This window comes from Giesbergeria sinuosa (assembly GCF_042652905.1).
Classification (GTDB): Bacteria; Pseudomonadota; Gammaproteobacteria; order Burkholderiales; family Burkholderiaceae_C; genus Simplicispira; species Simplicispira sinuosa.
This window is the reverse complement of the sequence record NZ_JBHSHJ010000006.1, coordinates 1-17,597: the sequence shown is the minus strand read 5'-3', so window position 1 is coordinate 17,597 and position 17,597 is coordinate 1. Positions and strand designations below refer to the sequence as shown.

The window sequence follows — 17,597 nt, the reverse complement described above, 5'->3', positions numbered from 1 at the left end:
GGTGCAGCGTTCAATGGCGGGCGCCCAGTGCCGGGCCGGGCGTACGTTGGGGTTGGATGGACAAAGGTTGTGGAACCAAGGTAGCCACCGTCAGTTGCTCATCGCCAAAATAACGATGTGCCACTGCTTGCACTTGCTCTGGCGTGACAGTGCGTAATAAGGCCAGTAGTTGGTCTTCTGCATCCAGAGGAAGCCCTTGCACCCAAGAACTGCCCAAATCTTGCGCTCGGCTTTGCAGTGAGTCGCGTTCGTAGATGGTGCTGGCCATCCATTGTGTCTTGACACGTTCCAGTTCAGCACGGTTGACACCATCGCGAGCGACGCGGGTGATTTCGGCCCGTAAAGCCTCTTCTACCTGCTGGGCGCTCTTGCCTTGGCTGGGGACGCCCATCAACAAGAACATACCAGGGCCACGGCCCATGACATCCGCGCCACTGTGGGTGGCATCGGCCACACGTTGTGGCCCTTGGCTGAGGGCGCGTTCTAGCCGTGCCCCATCGTAGCCACTGAGCAGTGCCGACAGCACGATCAGCGCCAGGGCATCGCGGTCGCTATCGGTCATGGTCTGGAGCTGGCGCAGTGAGGGAACTTTGAAACCCAGTGCCACATAGCCTTGTTCGGCAGGGGCTTTGACTTCAATGCGACGCAGACCTTGTTGTGCCGGTTCGGTGCGTGGCTTGCGCGCTGGTATAGCCCGAGGTGGGATGCGGCCATAAGTTTTTTCGGCCAGTTGGCGCACTTGCTGCACGTCTACGTCGCCCACCACCACCACGGCTGCATTGGCCGGTACATACCATTGGCGATGAAACTGGCGCACGTCATTGGCGGTGAGGGATTCCAGATCGCTCATCCAACCAATAATAGGCCGCCGGTAGGGTGAAGCATGGAAGGCTGTGGCATAGAGCTGCTCCATCAACAAGGCTCGGGGCTTGTCTTCGGTGCGCAAGCGCCGCTCCTCTTTGACCACCTCCACTTCTTTGCGAAATTCTTTGTCTGGCCATTGGTTGTGGGCAAAGCGGTCGGCTTCCAGTTGCATGACGGCAGCCAACTTGTCGGAAGGGATTTGTTGGTAATAGCCGGTGTAGTCGCGGCTGGTGAACGCATTTTCCTGCCCACCCAAGGCGGCCACGCGGCGCGAAAAATCCCCTGGTGCAACTTTGGCACTGCCCTTGAACATCATGTGTTCTAGGACATGGGCCACACCCGATGTGCCATCGACTTCGTCCATTGCGCCCACACGCAGCCAGACCATGTGCAGTGCTGTGGGCGCACGTCGGTCTGCTTGCACAATCAGTGTCATGCCGTTGCGCAGCGTGAACTGTTGTACGCCCGATGCCGTCGTGGCCGTTTTGGCAGACTCTGCTATTGCAGCAGAGAGGGGGGGGCCAGCAACTACCGTTTGCGCACCAGCGCCCGTGCAGGCCCACAGGCCACACAACACCAAGGCTGGTTTGAATGCCCAGCCTTGTCGATACCCAACAAAAATCGCCACAAAAAACTCCTTGGTTCAGCGGTGCCCGATGCGCCTTGGCCCTCGGCTCTTGGCAGGCTCGGTTGCGTTCTGACGGTTTGATTCTCGCTGAGTTCCTTGGGGGATGCGGCAGGCCACACCCTGCATGCCCCAATTTCAGTGCATACCCACCACAGATGGACAGGCTGTGCCGCCTGTGAAAAAAGGTTTATCCATCTCATAGAAAGCTATTGAAGCTCTGGATAGCATCTAGGCCGGCACAATCGATGGCATCATTGCTTGGCGGCGACCTGGCTCCCGTTCAGTCCTATCACCGCCCGCACAGGCTCTAACAACCCCGCAATGTTCAGTTTCTTTAAAAAAAAGCCCCCGGCACCTGTGGTGCCCACCACCGATGCGGCCCCTGCGCCAGCTTCTTCTTTGCCTGCAACCGATGCTACTGCCGTTGAGGCAGTTGCACCCCCTGAGGCCGCCGTCACGAAGCGCAGTTGGTTGCGTAACCCGTTTGCCAGCAAAACCAGCACAACCGTTGGCCTAGACGACACGGCTCCAGAAGCCAGCATGCTGTCGGTGGCCGTAGCCACCCCAGCCGCGACCCCTGAACCCACGGCCAAGCCGGAGCGCCAAGGCTGGATAGATAAGCTCAAGGCGGGTTTGCGCAAAACTGGCAGCAGCATTGCCACCGTTTTTACCGGCACCAAAATCGACGATGCCTTGTATGAAGAGCTAGAAGAAGCTCTGCTGCTGGCCGACACCGGCGTCAAAGCCACGCAATGGCTGCTAGACGACCTGAAGCGCCGCGTCAAAGAAACCAAAACTACCGACCCTGCTGCCGTCAAGGCATTGCTGGCCGATGCGCTTACCGACTTACTCACCCCGCTCGAAAAACCATTGGTGATTGGCGAGCACACGCCCACTGTCATCATGGTGGCAGGGGTTAATGGTGCGGGCAAAACCACCTCTATCGGCAAACTGACTAAACATTTGGCTATGGAGGGTGCCTCGGTGTTGTTGGCTGCTGCTGACACCTTTCGCGCTGCAGCGCGTGAGCAGTTGGGTGTCTGGGCCGACCGCAATGTGGTGGAGATCGTTAGCCAAGAGGGCGGCGATCCGGCTGCCGTGAGTTTTGATGCCGTAACGGCCGGTAAAGCACGTCACAAAGATGTGGTGCTGGTGGATACGGCGGGGCGTTTGCCCACGCAATTGCATCTGATGGAAGAATTAAAAAAAATCAAGCGTGTTGTCTGCAAGGCCGACAGCACCGCTCCACACGAAGTACTGTTGGTGATTGACGGCAACACCGGCCAAAATGCGTTGGCACAGGTGCGCGCTTTTGACGATGCGTTGCAACTCACAGGTCTGGTGGTCACCAAGCTCGATGGCACCGCCAAGGGTGGCGTATTGGCCGCCATTGCCCAAGAGCGCCCTGTGCCGGTCTACTTTATTGGTGTCGGTGAAAAGCTCGAGGACTTGGAGACCTTCAACGCCCGTGAATTTGCCCAAGCCCTGTTGGCCTGAGTACAGACTTGCTCAAGCGAAGCCTGTATTGCGTCGATAACTACAGTACATCCTTGATGGAGGTACTTGGTTATGAAAATACAGACCTCGCAGGTGCAGTTGCAAGCACAGCACCGGGCCAGCCAATCCCAAACCAGTGCAGAACGTTTGCGCATTGGCAGTGGCCCACCCATCGCCCGCCGGACAGAGCTGCCGGCTGTTGCCGAACGCTTGGCGGCCACCCCGATCGTGGTGATGGAGCGACCACGCCGTCCTGCACCCGACACCACGCCCGAAACTGCCGTAGCTTCTGCTGCCCAAGACAAGCGCAATACCCAGCTGCCACCACAACTGGCTGCCCTGCGCGAGTTGCTTGAGCGCCTGACAGGCCGTGCCATTCGGGTGTATGGTGATGCTGAACAGCCAGCGGGCCAAGCGGCTGCTGGTCAGGGGCGGATTCGTTTTGCCACGGCAGATTCGGCCACGCCAGCCCTGGCCGCAGTAACTTCTTCGGGGCCATCGTGGGTGTACGAACGCACCCATGTTTATCAAGAAGCCGAAAGTACCCGTTTTGCCGCCTCGGGTGTGGTGCGTACCAGCGATGGTCAAGAAATCCAGTTTGCTGTGCGCTTAGAAATGCAACGGAGTTTGCGTGTGGAATCCAGCACGGTGGTGCGTGGTGGTGGCGCAGCTGTGCAACAGCAAGACCCCTTGGTGATTAACTTTGATGGCACGGCAGCCCAATTGCAAGAGCAACGTTTTGCTTTCGATTTAGACGCGGATGGTATGACTGAGCAACTTCCTATGTTGGTGGGAAACCGGGGCTATTTGGCGTTAGACCGCAATGCCAATGGCCGTATTGACGATGGGAGTGAGCTGTTTGGCCCGGCCACAGGCCAAGGTTTTGCAGAACTGGCACAGCTCGACAGTGATGGCAATAACTGGATTGACGAGGCCGACCCTGGCTTTGCCCAATTGCGAGTCTGGACGCCACAAACCGATGGCAGCAGGCGTTTGCAAACCTTGTCGGAAGCAGGGGTGGGGGCTCTCTATACGCCATCTGCCAGTACACCATTTGAGCTACGAGGCAGCCAGCAACAAAGCTTGGGCACGGTGCGTGCGAGCAGTGTGTACTTGAAAGAAGATGGCTCCACAGGTACTGTCCAACATGTTGATCTGACCGTTTGATTTTTTTGTTAATGTCAATCGTCATTAAGCTCTGAACCACTTGAGCACGACTATCAATCACTTAGGCCAAGATTTGTCGTGCTGATCCGAACCCATGTCTCATTGAAGGCTGAATTATTCGTAATCTTTGTCACTGAGTTTCGAACAGTTGATTGGGGTCGCAACATATCATCAAGCAGTGGATCGGGGTTTTCTTACGACACCGCCACCCGTCGGGTACAAATGTCCTCCGACTTGTGGCAGGAGTTCAGCCTCCTCGGGCACTGGATTTGGAACTCGGTCATTGTTTGATGGGCAGAATCGACAGGGAGATTTTCCTATCGTCAAGGAGTTTCCTGCGCAAAGGTTCTTCCACTGTTACTGATGCAGCTGGAGGCCGAACGTGCAACCTTGCACGCCCGCCAAGCATTCCAGGCCGTTCGGTGGCATGAATGTGCAGAGTCTGGTAAGTGATTGAGCGAAGGCTTTGCCGTCCATCATGTCATCCTGTCCTCGCTGTGGGAGAACAACGATCTGTGGAATTTGGTGCCTACAAATCCACGGGTGAATCCCAATAAGTTCGACGCCCCCACTGCCAGAGAATTGTTGTGGGAACGTCAGCCCATTCTCATCCTAGGTTAGGAAGTGCTACGAGATCGTCTACCTCTTGCATCCGATCAGCAAGCCGAACACCTTTTGGGTGAACGGCTTGGGCACCATGGTTCATGGTGAACTACATTGTCCGCGCGTTTGAGTGATGCCATCGAGATGACAGCTATGCAGCGTGGCGTTGAACGCTGGTGCCCACCTCAACGGGTGTAAGTCACAAGCAAATTCGCCGGCACAGATAGCGCAGCGGCAGTTTAAGATATGTCCGATGACAGGCGCTGACACCTAAGGGACGAGCCTCAGTCCTGGCCACAGTAACTTCTCTGCCCCATGCTGGAAACCGCCACTCATCAAGCTGTGAAGGCAAATTAGGTTAATCGAAAAGGTGGCAGAAAATATCCGATGCCACGCTGTTCTCTCAGTTTTCCAAGGCAAGACGAGCAAGCTTCTCTAGCACGCTCATCTTCGAGTTATCGCCACCTACCAGAACCCCGTTCGTCATGGTATGCAGATACAGCCGCACCAACGGAAGATCCAACAAACCAGCCAGGCTGGTAGCCCCATCAGAACCATAGTGCATAACATCGCGCATACCTGAAAGGGAGTCGCCCGAACCGTTGATCCCACCCTCAGGGGGCACGAAGATTCTCAACCAAGTCCCACAGTCCTGCACTGCTATCTTCAGACCAATGCGCTCGCCATGATGGCCTTGTCCGGGCTTGAACATCGATATGTAGTACGGCAGCAGGTTGAAGTCGCGACTTTTGGAGAGCAGCTTTCCTCTGCGGCCCTCTTCTATCTGTGTTGCGCGATACTCATCCTGCGCAGCAATGGCGACTTCAATGGATTGATACGAATCATTCAAAATGATCTTGGGAACAAAAGCGCCAGCCCAAACGGTAAGCCGCTCTTGGGTTTTGGCGTCTATGGCCCAGAATTGACCATTCCTGATGCCCTCTTTGGCCGTTTCCTGAAGGAACGGGAATTCCGCAACGAACCGAAGGACAGCTCCTGCCTTACCCCAAGGTGTCCGGCGGACGCGCGTGACAGACAAGCTGTGGTTTCGGATCATCACGTCGACTGCCGCCACCATTTGTTCGGGGTATTGGCGGCCGGGCATACGAATGCGCCGCGTGGCCAAAAGCGTCAACTGTCGCGGAGCATCCGCTGGCATGGAGGGCACCAAAATCGGCTTCTTGCCAAGAAGGACTTCCTTCAGAGAAAGCTCGACGAAGCATCGTTTCAGCGCCTCTTGCAACTGCCTCGCACTGGAGTCTACGGTCTTACCAGGACGTAGCTCCGCAAATGCATTAGGCGTTTTGTCTAATCCCTGAGTGGCAACCTCGATGGTCTCTCGGGATAGGAGGTTGCGAAACTTAGCCTCCGTATATGGATCGGCCCGCCCGTCCCCCTTTGCAAGGGCTGCGTAGGCCATCTCAGGCCGCACCGTGCGGAAATCGCTGTCTGCGGCGCCTTTGGCAAGCCGGATGCTTCCCGAATCGTCCCCTTCGGCGGCGCTCAGGAACAAATAGTTCAACTCCGGGTTGAGTTGCTCCGGGACACCGTCGGCAACACGCACGTTCGGGGCGGGGAAATGGATCTTTTTGTTCCCAGCCACGTGGTACTCAGGCAGGTAATCTGGAAACCTAGCCAGCGGCGCGAGAGCATCAGGAGTCATTGACTCGGTTGTCGTGTTGACCACCACTAACGGCCGCTGCAGGTTAGCCAGCGACTCTAATGGAATGTACGCATCGTCTATGCAATGCGTAGCTACAAAAGTCTCACGGGTGAAGGGCACCTTGGCCCGGGTGAAAAGGTCAATGGCGAATTCCGTGAGCAGGTTCAGGTAATACAAGCGCGTGCGACGGACTTTTTCGCGGTCTAGGCGCAGCCCTTCCATCGGGGTTTTTCGCGCATCTATCTCAAAGAAATCGTCAGGAACCATGCGTGTAATCCCAACCAAGTAGCCCTCGCCTGCTGAGGCTAGGCGCGTAGCGGCAGATCGCTCGTCCGCCCAAGCCTTGCGAACAAACCTCTTTGACTTCACATCGCACAGCAGAAGTCCGTGCTTTACGTTGACGTCGAACTTAGCCTCAGCAAGCTGGAGGTATTTCTTCGAGGCTTGGCTGGTACTCCCTAGGTAGACACTCGGGCCAAAGCCGCCGCGCACGAAAGTGTCCTCCTCGAAGGCAGCGGACTCAATCAGCTCCTTGAGCAACATCAACCCAATGAACTTCGCAGGGTGAACAGCGACGGCTGCCTGCATTGACTGGAGATCCAGCTTCGGCCGAGTGCCGAGATACCAAGCGTCCTTGCCCACCATCATGAACGACAGCTTAGAAGCCACTTCCCCTTCCAGCCCCAGTTCACGCGCAATCGCGGCTCGCACCAGTTTGGCCTGATCGTGGAAGTAAGCAGCCCCCCGCGATGCCTCTTCCTCAGAGGTAGGTATCTGGATAGGGATGGGCACCAAAAGACTGTGCCGGCCAGCTTGCCATTTAGCGAGAAGCTGTGCCGCTTCAGCCACAGGTACATCGAAGCGCAGCGCATTCAACCGGGCATGTGCGGAGGATTGAGGATCCAGCGTTTGAATGGGCATTACTTCCCCAAAATGGCGTCGCGTAGGTTTGCGTTGGGCATCCACCCTGGATCACCAGTGTTTCTTACGTACATGGACATGAAGCGAATCGTGCCTTTGGCCGGAAGGATGCCTCCAAACTTGTGTGCACCCTGCAGGTTAACGTACAGTGCATGCACGTTAACGCCTGGCAGCAGGGCTTGGAGCTTGGCATGTTTGGTCTGTGCTTGTTTCAGCAACTGGTCCTTTTTTAGGCTGTCTGTGTTGCGCGTCCAGTTCTTGAGATCAACGGCTACCCACACGTCAGGCTCCGGCTGCAAATAATAGTCGTAGAGCTGGTAGAGCTCGGCATACAACGGGTGCATCTCTGGCTTTACATACGTGACAGGCCCACCCTCTAAGGGTAGCTCATGGGCCCAGACAGCGAACTGATCGCCGACGTACTGCTCGAATTCGAGCTCCGCGATGTATCCCTTCATGATTTCAGTCACGAACCAAGGCTGAGGCAGCAACCGCTTGGTCCTGTCCGGAAGACGGAAACCACGCCACTCTTTCAGGAGCTTTCGCGTACTTTCGGTTAGGCGCGAAATGAGGCTCTCAGGCACCACCATACTGGTCCAGTCGTACGCTTCCGTACCGTCCTCGGCATCGGTAACAACCAGGTCACTCCTAATAGCCATAGTGAATTGCAACGTATAGACGTCCGCACCCATCGGCACCTCAACGAAGCAACCGTTCAGATACGCATCTGGGACACCAGCAGCGCGCAGGTCATCCATGTATTTCACCGGGTCAGTGAACATCGTCGACCGAAAAAGCAACTCCCACATACGACGGGTACTCTCGTCTGTGCGGAAGCGACCCGGCATTGAGCCAGTGAACTCCCGGAAGGCTATCGCCTTTTCCAGGCTCTGGACGTGGTGCTGCTCTCGCTCTTCGGGCATCTCAAATACGTGAGTTTTCTGATGGTGGAGCGACAGTTGCGCTAGCACAGCTCGCTGCGCTGGTGAAGCGCGTTTGCGCAACTCTGGCGCATGTCGCAACCCTAGGTGCACCATGCGTGCAGCTTCCGAGCTGATGTACAGGTGTTGCTTTGGCATCTGGACAGAAGGTCGACGCTCGCCGCGGCCTAAAGCTTGAAATACGGTCCGGGTAATGTCGATGACATGTTCCTTGCGCAGGCGCTTCCACCGGTTGCGGGAGTACTCGAACAGTAGCTCGCCTTTAGACATGGCTGCCCATCCGGGCTCATCCCTAAGCACTTGGGCGAAGCTTTGGAACATTTCCATGGAAAAACCGCTGGCGCTTGGTCGAGTGTGCCGGGTGTAGTAGGGATCGTTCAACAGGCAGAACAGCTCAAAATCACGTTCTGTTCCGTGTTGCTTCGTCAGAAAGTTGATGCCGCGGGACGCCGATGCATAGGCGCTCCAGAGCAGGATTTTTTTCCGACTGATGTCGAGGGCATCCTCCAGCTCTTTGCTGAACTGACCCTTATCGTCTTCCAGATCAACTGCGCCGGTCTTGGAGCGATCCTTTTTGCGAAAGCGTTCGGCAGAGTACAAGACGATGTGGATATCCTCCTTTTGGCTATAACCGTTGTATGTGGGCATCGCTCCCGGCTTAATGATGAAGTGGTCGCCGGTGTTGTCCATGTGCTCAACCAAGCCCAGCGATGAATTCGCCATCCGCTGCAGACACTTCTTCACATGCTCAGTCGTCTGGCACAGCACCAAGCCAGAGCGAATGCTGGTTGCCATTAGCTTGTCCAAGCTGGCCACCAGCCCTTGCAGTTCGTGGCGCTTGTGTCGGTTGAGTTGCGCATAACCGAAATCGCCCTTCTTGGGGCGCGCCTCGTCGAACTGCTGGTACAGCCCCTTGAAGGCAGTCGACACTTCAAAAGTAGACGCCGGTTCATCATCGTTCAGGATAACTACCTCCCGATCCCGTTTGTTCAGAAACTCAACAGCCTTGGCTCCAACCACTGCTAGTTCATCGTCGCTCATCTGCGAGAAGAGCCCGCCGCGTTCTTCCAGATAACGGCGCAGATGCTTCGTGTTGAACGCACCCGAAGACGCGGAATCGAGTCCACCCGTGGCGCTCATCAGATACACACCGTTGGTACGACCCAGTGCCCGAACAATGTCCTCTTCAGGGGTAGCACGCAGTGACGTGATGGTCAATGTGAGGCAAACATCGGCCTCCTTGTTGTACTCCTCGGCCTGGTTGCGACTTTCCTCCAACGTCACCACTGACTTGGTATGCTCAAAGAGGAAGGAGTCCGTGAGTAGCTCTTTATCGCTCACTTCCGTCTCAAGCCCCTCGGAAGTGGTCTGGCCGTTGAACAGGCGACGAACATCGGAGCGGAATTCGTCCAGGCTCGGGTACCTCTTTTGGTCGACCTTGGACATCTCTATGGCCTCTTCGCCACTGGTCACGGCCAGCACCCGGGCCATGAACACTACCAGACGCAGGTAATCGTAGAGGGTGTATGCACCATCAGGCGTTTTTCCGTCGTGATACTGCAAGCGGATAGTCTGTTCCGCAGTGTCCTTCGTGAGCTGGACCTGTCGCAAGAATTCGGTGTCCATCACGCTGGCCGATTCGGTGAAAAAAGTCTGGCCAGGTTGATCCAACACCTCACCGTAGGTGGAACGGCTCATAGTGAAGAATTTCTTGTTTGCCACCAAGTCGTGAATTTTGACGAATACGTCGTAAGTGGTTCCTTGGTCGCGCGGCGCGATTTGCTCAACGTAGGAGCGGATGCTTGCCAGTACCCGGGCCTTCTGACGAAAACGTTTGAAGCCCGCGTGCGCATCGTTGCGTTCGTGCAATTGCGTGAGGACAGCCAACAGCTCGGCATCGTTGAACCACTGGACAGTCTTCGGGAACTGCTTTTCGAGCTTTTCGCGCAGGATCGCCACCTTTCGCGCCGGTGCGATGAAAGACGCACGTGTACGCTCAACCTCCAACCGGAATTCGTCTTCGACAGACTTGCTGATAGCCGCGAATTCCTCGAGGTGTTCGTACACTTTCTTGGCCAAACCACGGCGAGGACCATCTCGCTCCAGACGCTCGAAGGCCATAGGCCACTTCAAGTCAAAGTACTGAAAAAATTCCGAGATGACAAGGTTCAGATCGTTGCGGCCTCCAGAGTTAACCACCGATTTGCGCTGATCGAAAAGGTACCAATAGGAGTCCTCTTCCTCGTCGACAAATGTGATCACCCTTGCAGAATCAGGCCGTCTCGACACCAGCCGTCCCAAAGTACTGTCATTCTGGTTCAACTCCTCCAAGAATTGAGGAAGATTTTCCCAGTCGCGTTGCCGAAAGCCGCCCTTGCCATCAACGGTGAATACTTTGTGCGCCACCTGCGCTTTGGAAGCTGTGCTTACGATGATGCCGGGAGTATCAAGGAACGCCTGCAGCGGGTGGAGTCGGTAAACCAGTTCAGCGATCTCTGGGGCTTGCATATAGCGATCTTCATCGCGCTTGGCGGGCCTACTCTGAACATCCAGCTGAATAAGCTTCCATACAAACCGATCCGCCAAGCTACGAGCCTGTTGCGCAGACTTGATATATGCTGCACGAGCATCCTCGTAGCTCTCGTCTGCAGTTGACATTCCAAGAAAATTGGACTGCTCACAAGAGGCGGCTTTTACGCGCAGCTCTTGAATGCGCGCACGGACACTCTTATCACTGCCCTCATGCTTGGGCGATCGCTCCATCTGATTGACAACGTAGGGGTGACGCTCCAACCACTTCACCAACGCAAGGCAGGCACTAAAGAAAGTACGGTCGTTGACGTGGTAGTCGCGGGAATACAGCCGGTAGATCGGAATGCCGGCGCCGTGATCTCGGATCGCCTCCTCAAGCTCGTCGGCGTAGCTCCGATTCTCTTGATGTTTGAGCACCTCACTACTGAATTGAGTCACTAAGGATTGCAACGGTGCAATAAAGACGGGGATAACATCACACTTCAGGAACAGCTCAATGCCGAAGGCCGCAGCGTTGTATGTCTTGCCGATGCCCGTGTACCAGTTCAACAACTTAATGAACGGCCGTTCGTTGGCGCGCAGATAAGGCTCCTTGAAGCCTTTAAGGAAAATAGATGTTGCGGTTAAAAATTGCTTATTAGTCATCTACCCATCTACTCGGCAAGGTTTTACACCTTCCAAGAAGCGGCAGAGCTGGACAAAGGGCCCAAAAAGCCCATCCAGCGCCCCCAGCTCTCAAAAAATGCAGGCCTGTAGCGCCTAGAAACACCCGCAGCCAAGGGATGCATCCAAAATGCTTCGACAGGTAAGAAGGATATTCAGCATCAGTTCAGATTACAAGCGTTCACATTGTTCAAATCCTCAAAAAATGCTCGGATAGTGGTCGCGCCCATGTGTTGCCTGCGGTCGATATCGAGGACTATCTGAAAGCAGTTTGGACGCAGTTTCCAACCTTGACTGACTCGTGTTGGCTGGGGTTAGATATGCGCGAGCGCAGTAAGCGCCAATTTCTCCCACCTAGCTAGACCTTGGTTCCAGCTTATGAGCTAACAGAGCTTGGTTTGACGGGAAGAGAAGCCCGACCTTGGCCGCTGAATCAATAAAAACTGTCGCCTATCTCAAAGGGCAACTTGAGGCTGTGAGCTGCCGATCGACCGGCCACCGACAAATGACCGCTGCGAGTAAGAGCGGGCCGTAAAAGTCTTCGAGGCGATTCAGTGATATGTGCCTAATAAGCTTGTCCAATGTATCTAAAGGTACGGAGGGCATGTGGATCGATACGATATTGGCGATTTGCTAACAAAAGCTTCGCTCGAAGACTTAGTTACACGACCCGGGATCGAGACCAAGCGACGCGGCCGAACAACTCGGGGACTCAGCCCATTTCACAAAGATACCCGACCGTCTCTATCCAGCAGACGGTAGTTCCCCGGCGCACTACCACTGCTTTGCCTGCGGTACCCATGGCAGCGCCATTGACTTGGTCAAGCAGGTTGAAGGACTGGAATTTCTGCCGACCGTTCAGTGACTAGCCCGACAGTTCAGCATCAGGCCCATACGTAACCAGATATCGCGGCGGGTCAGACGCACCGCTGGAAGCGAAACGGCTCAGGAGTTTGCACAACGAATTTTTGACGCGCGGCACGACGTAGAACAGTTCCGGAGCTGGTGCGACGAGCGCGGTTTCGATCCCGCATTTTTGCATGGCCAAGGGCCTACGCTGCATTACCCGAGGCGTGTTGGTCGAGAGTTTACAAGCAGAGCCCGTAGGCGAGCGCGCCGAGCTGATTGACGAATTTGAAAGTCTGGGTCTGATCAAGCGTCTGCGGTCTTACTCCGCGACCGGGCAAGGCAAGCTGAACCTGCTCGACCAGTTCCAGGACTGCTTTCATGACAGCCGAGTCGTCATTCCGATCCGCAGTGGTGAAGCTAAGCGGATTGAGGTGGTCGGATTGGCTGGACACGGCTTGCAAAGTGCTCCACCCGAGGGCATGGCCAAATACCTACTCACGCCGGGCTTTGAGAAGTCAGAGTACCTTTTCAACGAGCCCGAAGTATTCAGGGCTGTTACTCAGGCGTTGAAGAACAACGAGCCAGCAAGACTCTATCTGGTGGAGGGCTTCCTGGATGCGCTACGACTGCAATCCCTAGGACAACCGGCTGTGGCGCTGATGGGTATCAGCCTCGGCAAGGGGCAGTTCGAGCGACTGACGAATCTGTCACAGAAGATGCCAGGAACGACTCCCCTCACGTACTGCATCTTTATCGACAACGACCCCGCCGGTTTTGGCGGCGCAGACCGTTTGGCGCGCGGATTGCTGGGGCTCACTGGTGTGGACATACGGTGGGTGGGCATGCCCTGGCGTACTGAACCCGTATTGGGCAAGGATCCTGATTCCTGTCTGCGTGGCTTGAGCACGCCGGACGAGGCTGCTGCTTGGTTGAAGCGCTACAACCTGCCTGCTGAGGTGGTTCTGCTTGCATCAGCCTTAGGGAGCCAAGATGCATCGCAGCTTTATATGCCACGCTGGAGTCAGCTGGCGTCGCTCGCACGCGAGCGAGCCTTGTTCCGGATAGGTCTGACCGTCAGCAAACTGCACGGCTGTCGCTCACCAGAAAGTGTTGCGGAACGCCTCAAAGAAAGCCTTTTGGTTTGGGCGCAAGAGCTACACGCCGTGATGGGTGACCTTGGCGGGAGTGCGCGTCCCAGCAGCCGCAGCATGTATCTCGATGAAGGCAATCCGCGCGCTGTATTGGCGCGCGCCTTGGCTTACCATGGCTCGCACCGGGGTGAACTGCCCTCCGATGAGGAGGCGTGGCAAACCTTGAGCGGCAACGAGCGATTGTTCGATCAGACGACCTTCGCGCGGCTCCGATCCACTATCGCCGATGCGAAGCCATGACGCCAAGCCGCACCACTCCATGCCGTGCATCTTCCTCGCAAGCTCACGGCTGATCCGAAGGTATTAGGAGATCCGCGTCTTAAGGTCATGCCGCATCCAGCCGATCTGCATGTACACCAAATCCTGCTCAACGAATTGCTCACACAGTGGCATGACCGACTAGGTGCCAGCGGCAATGTCTTTTCGTCTGGTATTCCCGCAGTGCGTTGGTACGCTTCTCGGCAAGCGGTGGAGGTAACCGGGCCGTTTGACTTACTCAATGAGCCCGACATCGAGCGGGACGAGCCCGAGACCTTGAGCTTCGGCTATCAGAGGTTGATATGGATGTCTCGGAAGGCGACAAGACCCCATCAGATCAGGGCATATTCCGGCCGTTTGGCTAATGCTAGCGCGCGTTCATGGCGTGCCTGACTGACCAGTGTCGTGCTATTGGGCCGCGTGTGCATGTGCTACGCTTTGTGGAAAGCGCGTCCGACGCAGTTAGGCTTGTCGTCGACGTAAGCGAAAATACGCAACGCTGGAGCGATCTTTGCGCACTGGGTACGACTGAGGTGAACCAACCCGTCACCCAAAGAGCGGTGCGCCTGTTCTACGCCCTGCTGGCTATTCATCAATACGTGACCGGACAGGATAGCAAGGATGCCTACGTCCCCTTCAGACCACAGCTGTTCAGTCAGGGGAAAGCTTCACATTCACTTTGCATCTGCTTGTTGATGGCGTTCCTAGAAAGTTGCTAGGCGCAAGCGCTTGGTACCACGACCAGGATGATCGGGTCGCATCTGTGATGGTGCCCAAGGCGCGTACAGATCTGTGGCACGTGGGCTGGATGGTAGCTGATGTTTTGGGTGTGGCCGCCGACATGTTGGGCGAAACGGGCGAGCGCGACGAGCAACTGGACGACCTTGGCGAGTCGCATGGTGAACAGGGCGACGCCGAATCAGTTACAGCGCGCGCCAAGAAGGGACTGAAGGGCTACGTCCTGCGTCCACAACTTCGCAAGTTGCAAGGCGCATATCTTTCCGAGGCACAGGTCGAGATGGAAAGAGTGACCTCACGCGATTTGCCGTCAACGGTGCGCCGAGCGTTGGAACTGCTGCGTACCTATCCATCAGACCAGAGCTTGCACGCGCAGGTGTGGTATTTGCTGCTGATTGAGGCCGAGCGCCGCGCTATGGCCCTGCGTCTGCAAAGACGTAGCGCCGATGACTTGCGTCACGCACTGCATCGGGTGTTTCCGGATGTTTTTGTGCGATTACCGCTCTGGTCATTGCAAGGGCTGGAACTGGAGCGTCAGACGGGACACAAAAAATCTTTGCGTCCTGAGTTGGCATTGATGCTCTCGCTGTACCGTACAACTTATCCGACTCTCGCATCGTCCTATGACGTTGACAAAGACTCGTTCTTGCGTGTGGCGCTTGCACTCGCAACTGTCGGTGTCAGTCTGCGTGGCTGCACTTTGGGGGAGCTCAGTCGCGCTGGGTTCGCCCCCTGTGGCAGAGCATCTCAAGGTGCCGACCACTTGGGCCATGCCCGACGCGGTTCGCCTTGATCCGCAAGGCGATTACAAGGCCATGCGGAAGAGTTTGCTTGAAGGGGATTGAGCTGCACTCTGCAAAGCGAGTCCATGGCAATAGATGTTGGCCCTGATCGGACTGCTGGACGTCGGGTATGCGAAGGCATTCGACTCAACGGCGGTCGGGGCCAAGCAGTTAGCGGCTCAAGAATATGACACTACCAATTACCGACACCATAATCGCTGCGTTAGCACAACTCGTAGACGATTCGAAATCCAATGGAGAATATCGCGAGCCATCTCACTTCGATATTGAGTTTTACGTTGGACGAACCGGCTTAACTTCGGCAGATCCCAAAGCTCAAGGTCAAGTAATTGGGAAAGCAAAGAGAGTTACAGCAATCCTGTCATGGGCAATCGACAACAATCCCAATGCTGGTTCAAAACTCATTGAACAACTCCTATCCAAGGTTCGAGCATCAGGTGGATTTCGAGAACAGTCAGCTAACTTTGTAGGTTCAGAGGCTATTCTCAATGCCATTTTTACTTTTGATGCCGAGGGTTATGAACTCTCTAAAGATGGTGACATTCGGCCAAAAGTTCTGGAAAGCCTAAAAGGCCGGGAGTTAACCCTAGCGCTTCAGACATATGCTCGCCGTGCTCAAAAAGGTGCCCAAAACGCAGCACTACTCTCCGGTACTGGCAAAGACCTTCTTGAGGCAACGGCTGCACACATCCTTCAGACTAAATGGGGGTTATATTCAAGCGGAGCCAACTTTCAAGGTTTACTTGGGCAAACCTACATGGCGCTCGGGCTTACTGTTCCTGAGCAGGCAGCACAACCGAGCGAGTCTCCAACCAAAGCACTTGAACGCGCAATGTTTCAAACGGCTTGCGCTACAAATCGTCTCCGAAAAAAAGAAGGTACTGGGCATGGTCGTCCATGGTTGTCTTCGATTACAAACACAGAAGCTACGGCAGCCATTGAGATGGTTGGTACCATTGCAGGCTTCCTGCTCAGTAAGCTCGATAAAAACTGCTAACCTAGGAGTCAACCTCGCTCCCTTCGGACGCTGGACGCTGCGCGATGAAGCCGCGCAGCGCCGGTTACTTCTACGTTAAAAAGTATGTACTTGTGCGGAATGAGCGGTAATCAACAGCGACACCTTTTGGGGATCTTTCTGCACGTATGATGCGAGAGAACTCATGGTATTGTATTTCTAAGTTGCTGTCAAACAACCAATTCAGTCGAAGCTCTGGCACACATGCCTTGCCCTCGGGATTCCTGCCATGATCGCTATTCGCAGCAAAAAAGCTTTTGGGTAGTGCGTCGTCTTTCTCCAAAATGTTCTCATTCCCCAGAACAATCGCCACTTGGCTACTGAAATCAGTGGTAGCACCACAGTCGATCTGAAATACGACAGCTTCAAGTTTCCCACTTGGTGATGCTGCTTGATCAATTACGGTTGTTGCACACATGACAGAAAAAGATTAATGGAGTCATACGATACAGCCACCAATCGTGACAATTGCAATAGTTAACAGCCCTAAAACAACCTTTTTCCAAGTCGCCATATCAATACCGCTAACGAAATAAGGCAAGCGGCAGCTGGAATCTGTCCGCTTCAGCGATGGGTTAGGCATTTACTTACCATCTGAGGCATCTTCAATTTTCTTTGTTTTCCACTTGGAATAAAAGTATGCGCCCCCAGAAACAACACCAACGACAGTAGACGCAACAGCTATGACAGGAGCGGCGGTTACTATAAGAGGAGCACTAGTTAATCCGACAGCAACGCTTAATGCACTTAATCCAGTTGGTGCAGCCAGTGCTGCACCAGCAGCTGCAACGCCAGAAGTAATGCCTAACCCCATAGAAACCGTCTCTACTTTGTCCGCTATTTCCTTATGATTTTCATTAGCCTCTTTAACTTTATCCATGACACTAGCTGTAAGTTTTTTTTGCTTCATTCGTTGAAGATGTAGCAAGCCCCTTGGCCTTGATCACAGCTGCCTTTGTGTTTTCATGCTCAACAATTTCTTTAATCGATTGTTGGGCTGATTTTCCAGCGGCTAATGTAGTGGCACTTATCCTATTAGCGGTATCTTGTACTGTTGAAAAATTTTTATTAACTACTGACGTAGTAGTCGATGCCAATTCTTTTATTCTCTCAATTTGCGTTTTCACTTTTTCTTTCTCAAGTTAGATGTTATGAGCAATCTGGTGAGGTTCACTGCCTAACGAACTAAGGTAAGCGGCAGCTGTAAGCTGTCCGCTTGAGCGATAGGTTAGATGTATCTCTAAAGTTTCAGCAACCGTCTGCATGCTTCCAAAGATGCTGCGGTCAAAGCCACCGCTACTGAG

11 protein-coding genes are annotated in these 17,597 nt (G+C 54.8%); 6 read left to right on the top strand and 5 right to left on the bottom strand.

The genetic code is table 11. The features are described from left to right. Nucleotides 1-10 precede the first annotated feature (10 nt). Entirely contained in the window at nt 11-1,492 is a 1,482-nt protein-coding gene (locus ACFO6X_RS08955; RefSeq protein WP_382432184.1) for a M16 family metallopeptidase, read from the bottom strand. Nucleotides 1,493-1,813: 321 nt separating this feature from the next. Here ACFO6X_RS08955 and ftsY point away from each other — a divergent pair, with 321 nt between their 5' ends. Continuing rightward, entirely contained in the window at nt 1,814-2,989 is a 1,176-nt protein-coding gene (gene ftsY, locus ACFO6X_RS08950; RefSeq protein WP_382432183.1) for a signal recognition particle-docking protein FtsY, read from the top strand. Nucleotides 2,990-3,061: 72 nt separating this feature from the next. After that, nucleotides 3,062-4,156, top strand: coding sequence for a hypothetical protein (locus tag ACFO6X_RS08945; RefSeq protein WP_382432181.1), 1,095 nt, complete (start codon nt 3,062-3,064; stop codon nt 4,154-4,156). A gap of 1,006 nt (nt 4,157-5,162) precedes the next feature. Here the strand turns inward: ACFO6X_RS08945 and ACFO6X_RS08940 are convergent. Next, the gene (locus ACFO6X_RS08940; protein ID WP_382432179.1) at nt 5,163-7,343 is read right to left on the bottom strand and encodes a hypothetical protein; all 2,181 of its coding nucleotides are present in this window, start codon (nt 7,341-7,343) and stop codon (nt 5,163-5,165) included. Beyond that, a complete protein-coding gene (locus ACFO6X_RS08935) occupies nt 7,343-11,461 on the bottom strand; it encodes a hypothetical protein (protein WP_382432177.1) in 4,119 nt (1,372 codons plus the stop codon). The genes ACFO6X_RS08940 and ACFO6X_RS08935 overlap by 1 nt, the downstream gene beginning before the upstream one ends. Nucleotides 11,462-12,209: 748 nt before the next feature. Here ACFO6X_RS08935 and ACFO6X_RS08930 point away from each other — a divergent pair. The 4 genes from ACFO6X_RS08930 to ACFO6X_RS08915 all read left to right on the top strand — a co-directional run bounded on the left by ACFO6X_RS08930 (nt 12,210) and on the right by ACFO6X_RS08915 (nt 16,275). Beyond that, on the top strand, nt 12,210-12,344 hold the full coding sequence (locus tag ACFO6X_RS08930; protein ID WP_382432501.1) for a CHC2 zinc finger domain-containing protein: 135 nt from the start codon (nt 12,210-12,212) through the stop codon (nt 12,342-12,344). A 175-nt stretch (nt 12,345-12,519) separates the two neighbouring features. Beyond that, nucleotides 12,520-13,719 carry a toprim domain-containing protein gene (locus tag ACFO6X_RS08925; RefSeq protein ID WP_382432175.1) on the top strand — a complete coding sequence of 400 codons (1,200 nt, stop codon included), beginning with the start codon at nt 12,520-12,522 and terminating at the stop codon, nt 13,717-13,719. Nucleotides 13,720-14,545: 826 nt separating this feature from the next. Further along, a complete protein-coding gene (locus ACFO6X_RS08920; protein WP_382432173.1) occupies nt 14,546-15,268 on the top strand; it encodes a hypothetical protein in 723 nt (240 codons plus the stop codon). Nucleotides 15,269-15,444: 176 nt separating this feature from the next. Then, on the top strand, nt 15,445-16,275 hold the full coding sequence (locus tag ACFO6X_RS08915) for an abortive infection family protein (protein WP_382432171.1): 831 nt from the start codon (nt 15,445-15,447) through the stop codon (nt 16,273-16,275). A 601-nt stretch (nt 16,276-16,876) separates the two neighbouring features. Here ACFO6X_RS08915 and ACFO6X_RS08910 read toward each other — a convergent pair. Next, nucleotides 16,877-17,203, bottom strand: coding sequence for a hypothetical protein (locus ACFO6X_RS08910; protein WP_382432169.1), 327 nt, complete (start codon nt 17,201-17,203; stop codon nt 16,877-16,879). Beyond that, on the bottom strand, nt 17,178-17,420 hold the full coding sequence (locus ACFO6X_RS08905) for a hypothetical protein (RefSeq protein WP_382432167.1): 243 nt from the start codon (nt 17,418-17,420) through the stop codon (nt 17,178-17,180). The genes ACFO6X_RS08910 and ACFO6X_RS08905 overlap by 26 nt, the downstream gene beginning before the upstream one ends. Between the last annotated feature and the right edge of the window lie 177 nt (nt 17,421-17,597).

Excerpts from the sequence above, each read along its gene's own strand:
- ftsY (WP_382432183.1), top strand. The coding sequence starts at position 1,814 with ATGTTCAGTTTCTTTAAAAAAAAGCCCCCGGCACCTGTGGTGCCCACC.
- ACFO6X_RS08945 (WP_382432181.1), top strand. The coding sequence starts at position 3,062 with ATGAAAATACAGACCTCGCAGGTGCAGTTGCAAGCACAGCACCGGGCC.
- ACFO6X_RS08940 (WP_382432179.1), bottom strand. The coding sequence starts at position 7,343 with ATGCCCATTCAAACGCTGGATCCTCAATCCTCCGCACATGCCCGGTTG.
- ACFO6X_RS08935 (WP_382432177.1), bottom strand. The coding sequence starts at position 11,461 with ATGACTAATAAGCAATTTTTAACCGCAACATCTATTTTCCTTAAAGGC.
- ACFO6X_RS08925 (WP_382432175.1), top strand. The coding sequence starts at position 12,520 with ATGGCCAAGGGCCTACGCTGCATTACCCGAGGCGTGTTGGTCGAGAGT.
- ACFO6X_RS08920 (WP_382432173.1), top strand. The coding sequence starts at position 14,546 with ATGGTAGCTGATGTTTTGGGTGTGGCCGCCGACATGTTGGGCGAAACG.
- ACFO6X_RS08915 (WP_382432171.1), top strand. The coding sequence starts at position 15,445 with ATGACACTACCAATTACCGACACCATAATCGCTGCGTTAGCACAACTC.
- ACFO6X_RS08910 (WP_382432169.1), bottom strand. The coding sequence starts at position 17,203 with ATGAAGCAAAAAAAACTTACAGCTAGTGTCATGGATAAAGTTAAAGAG.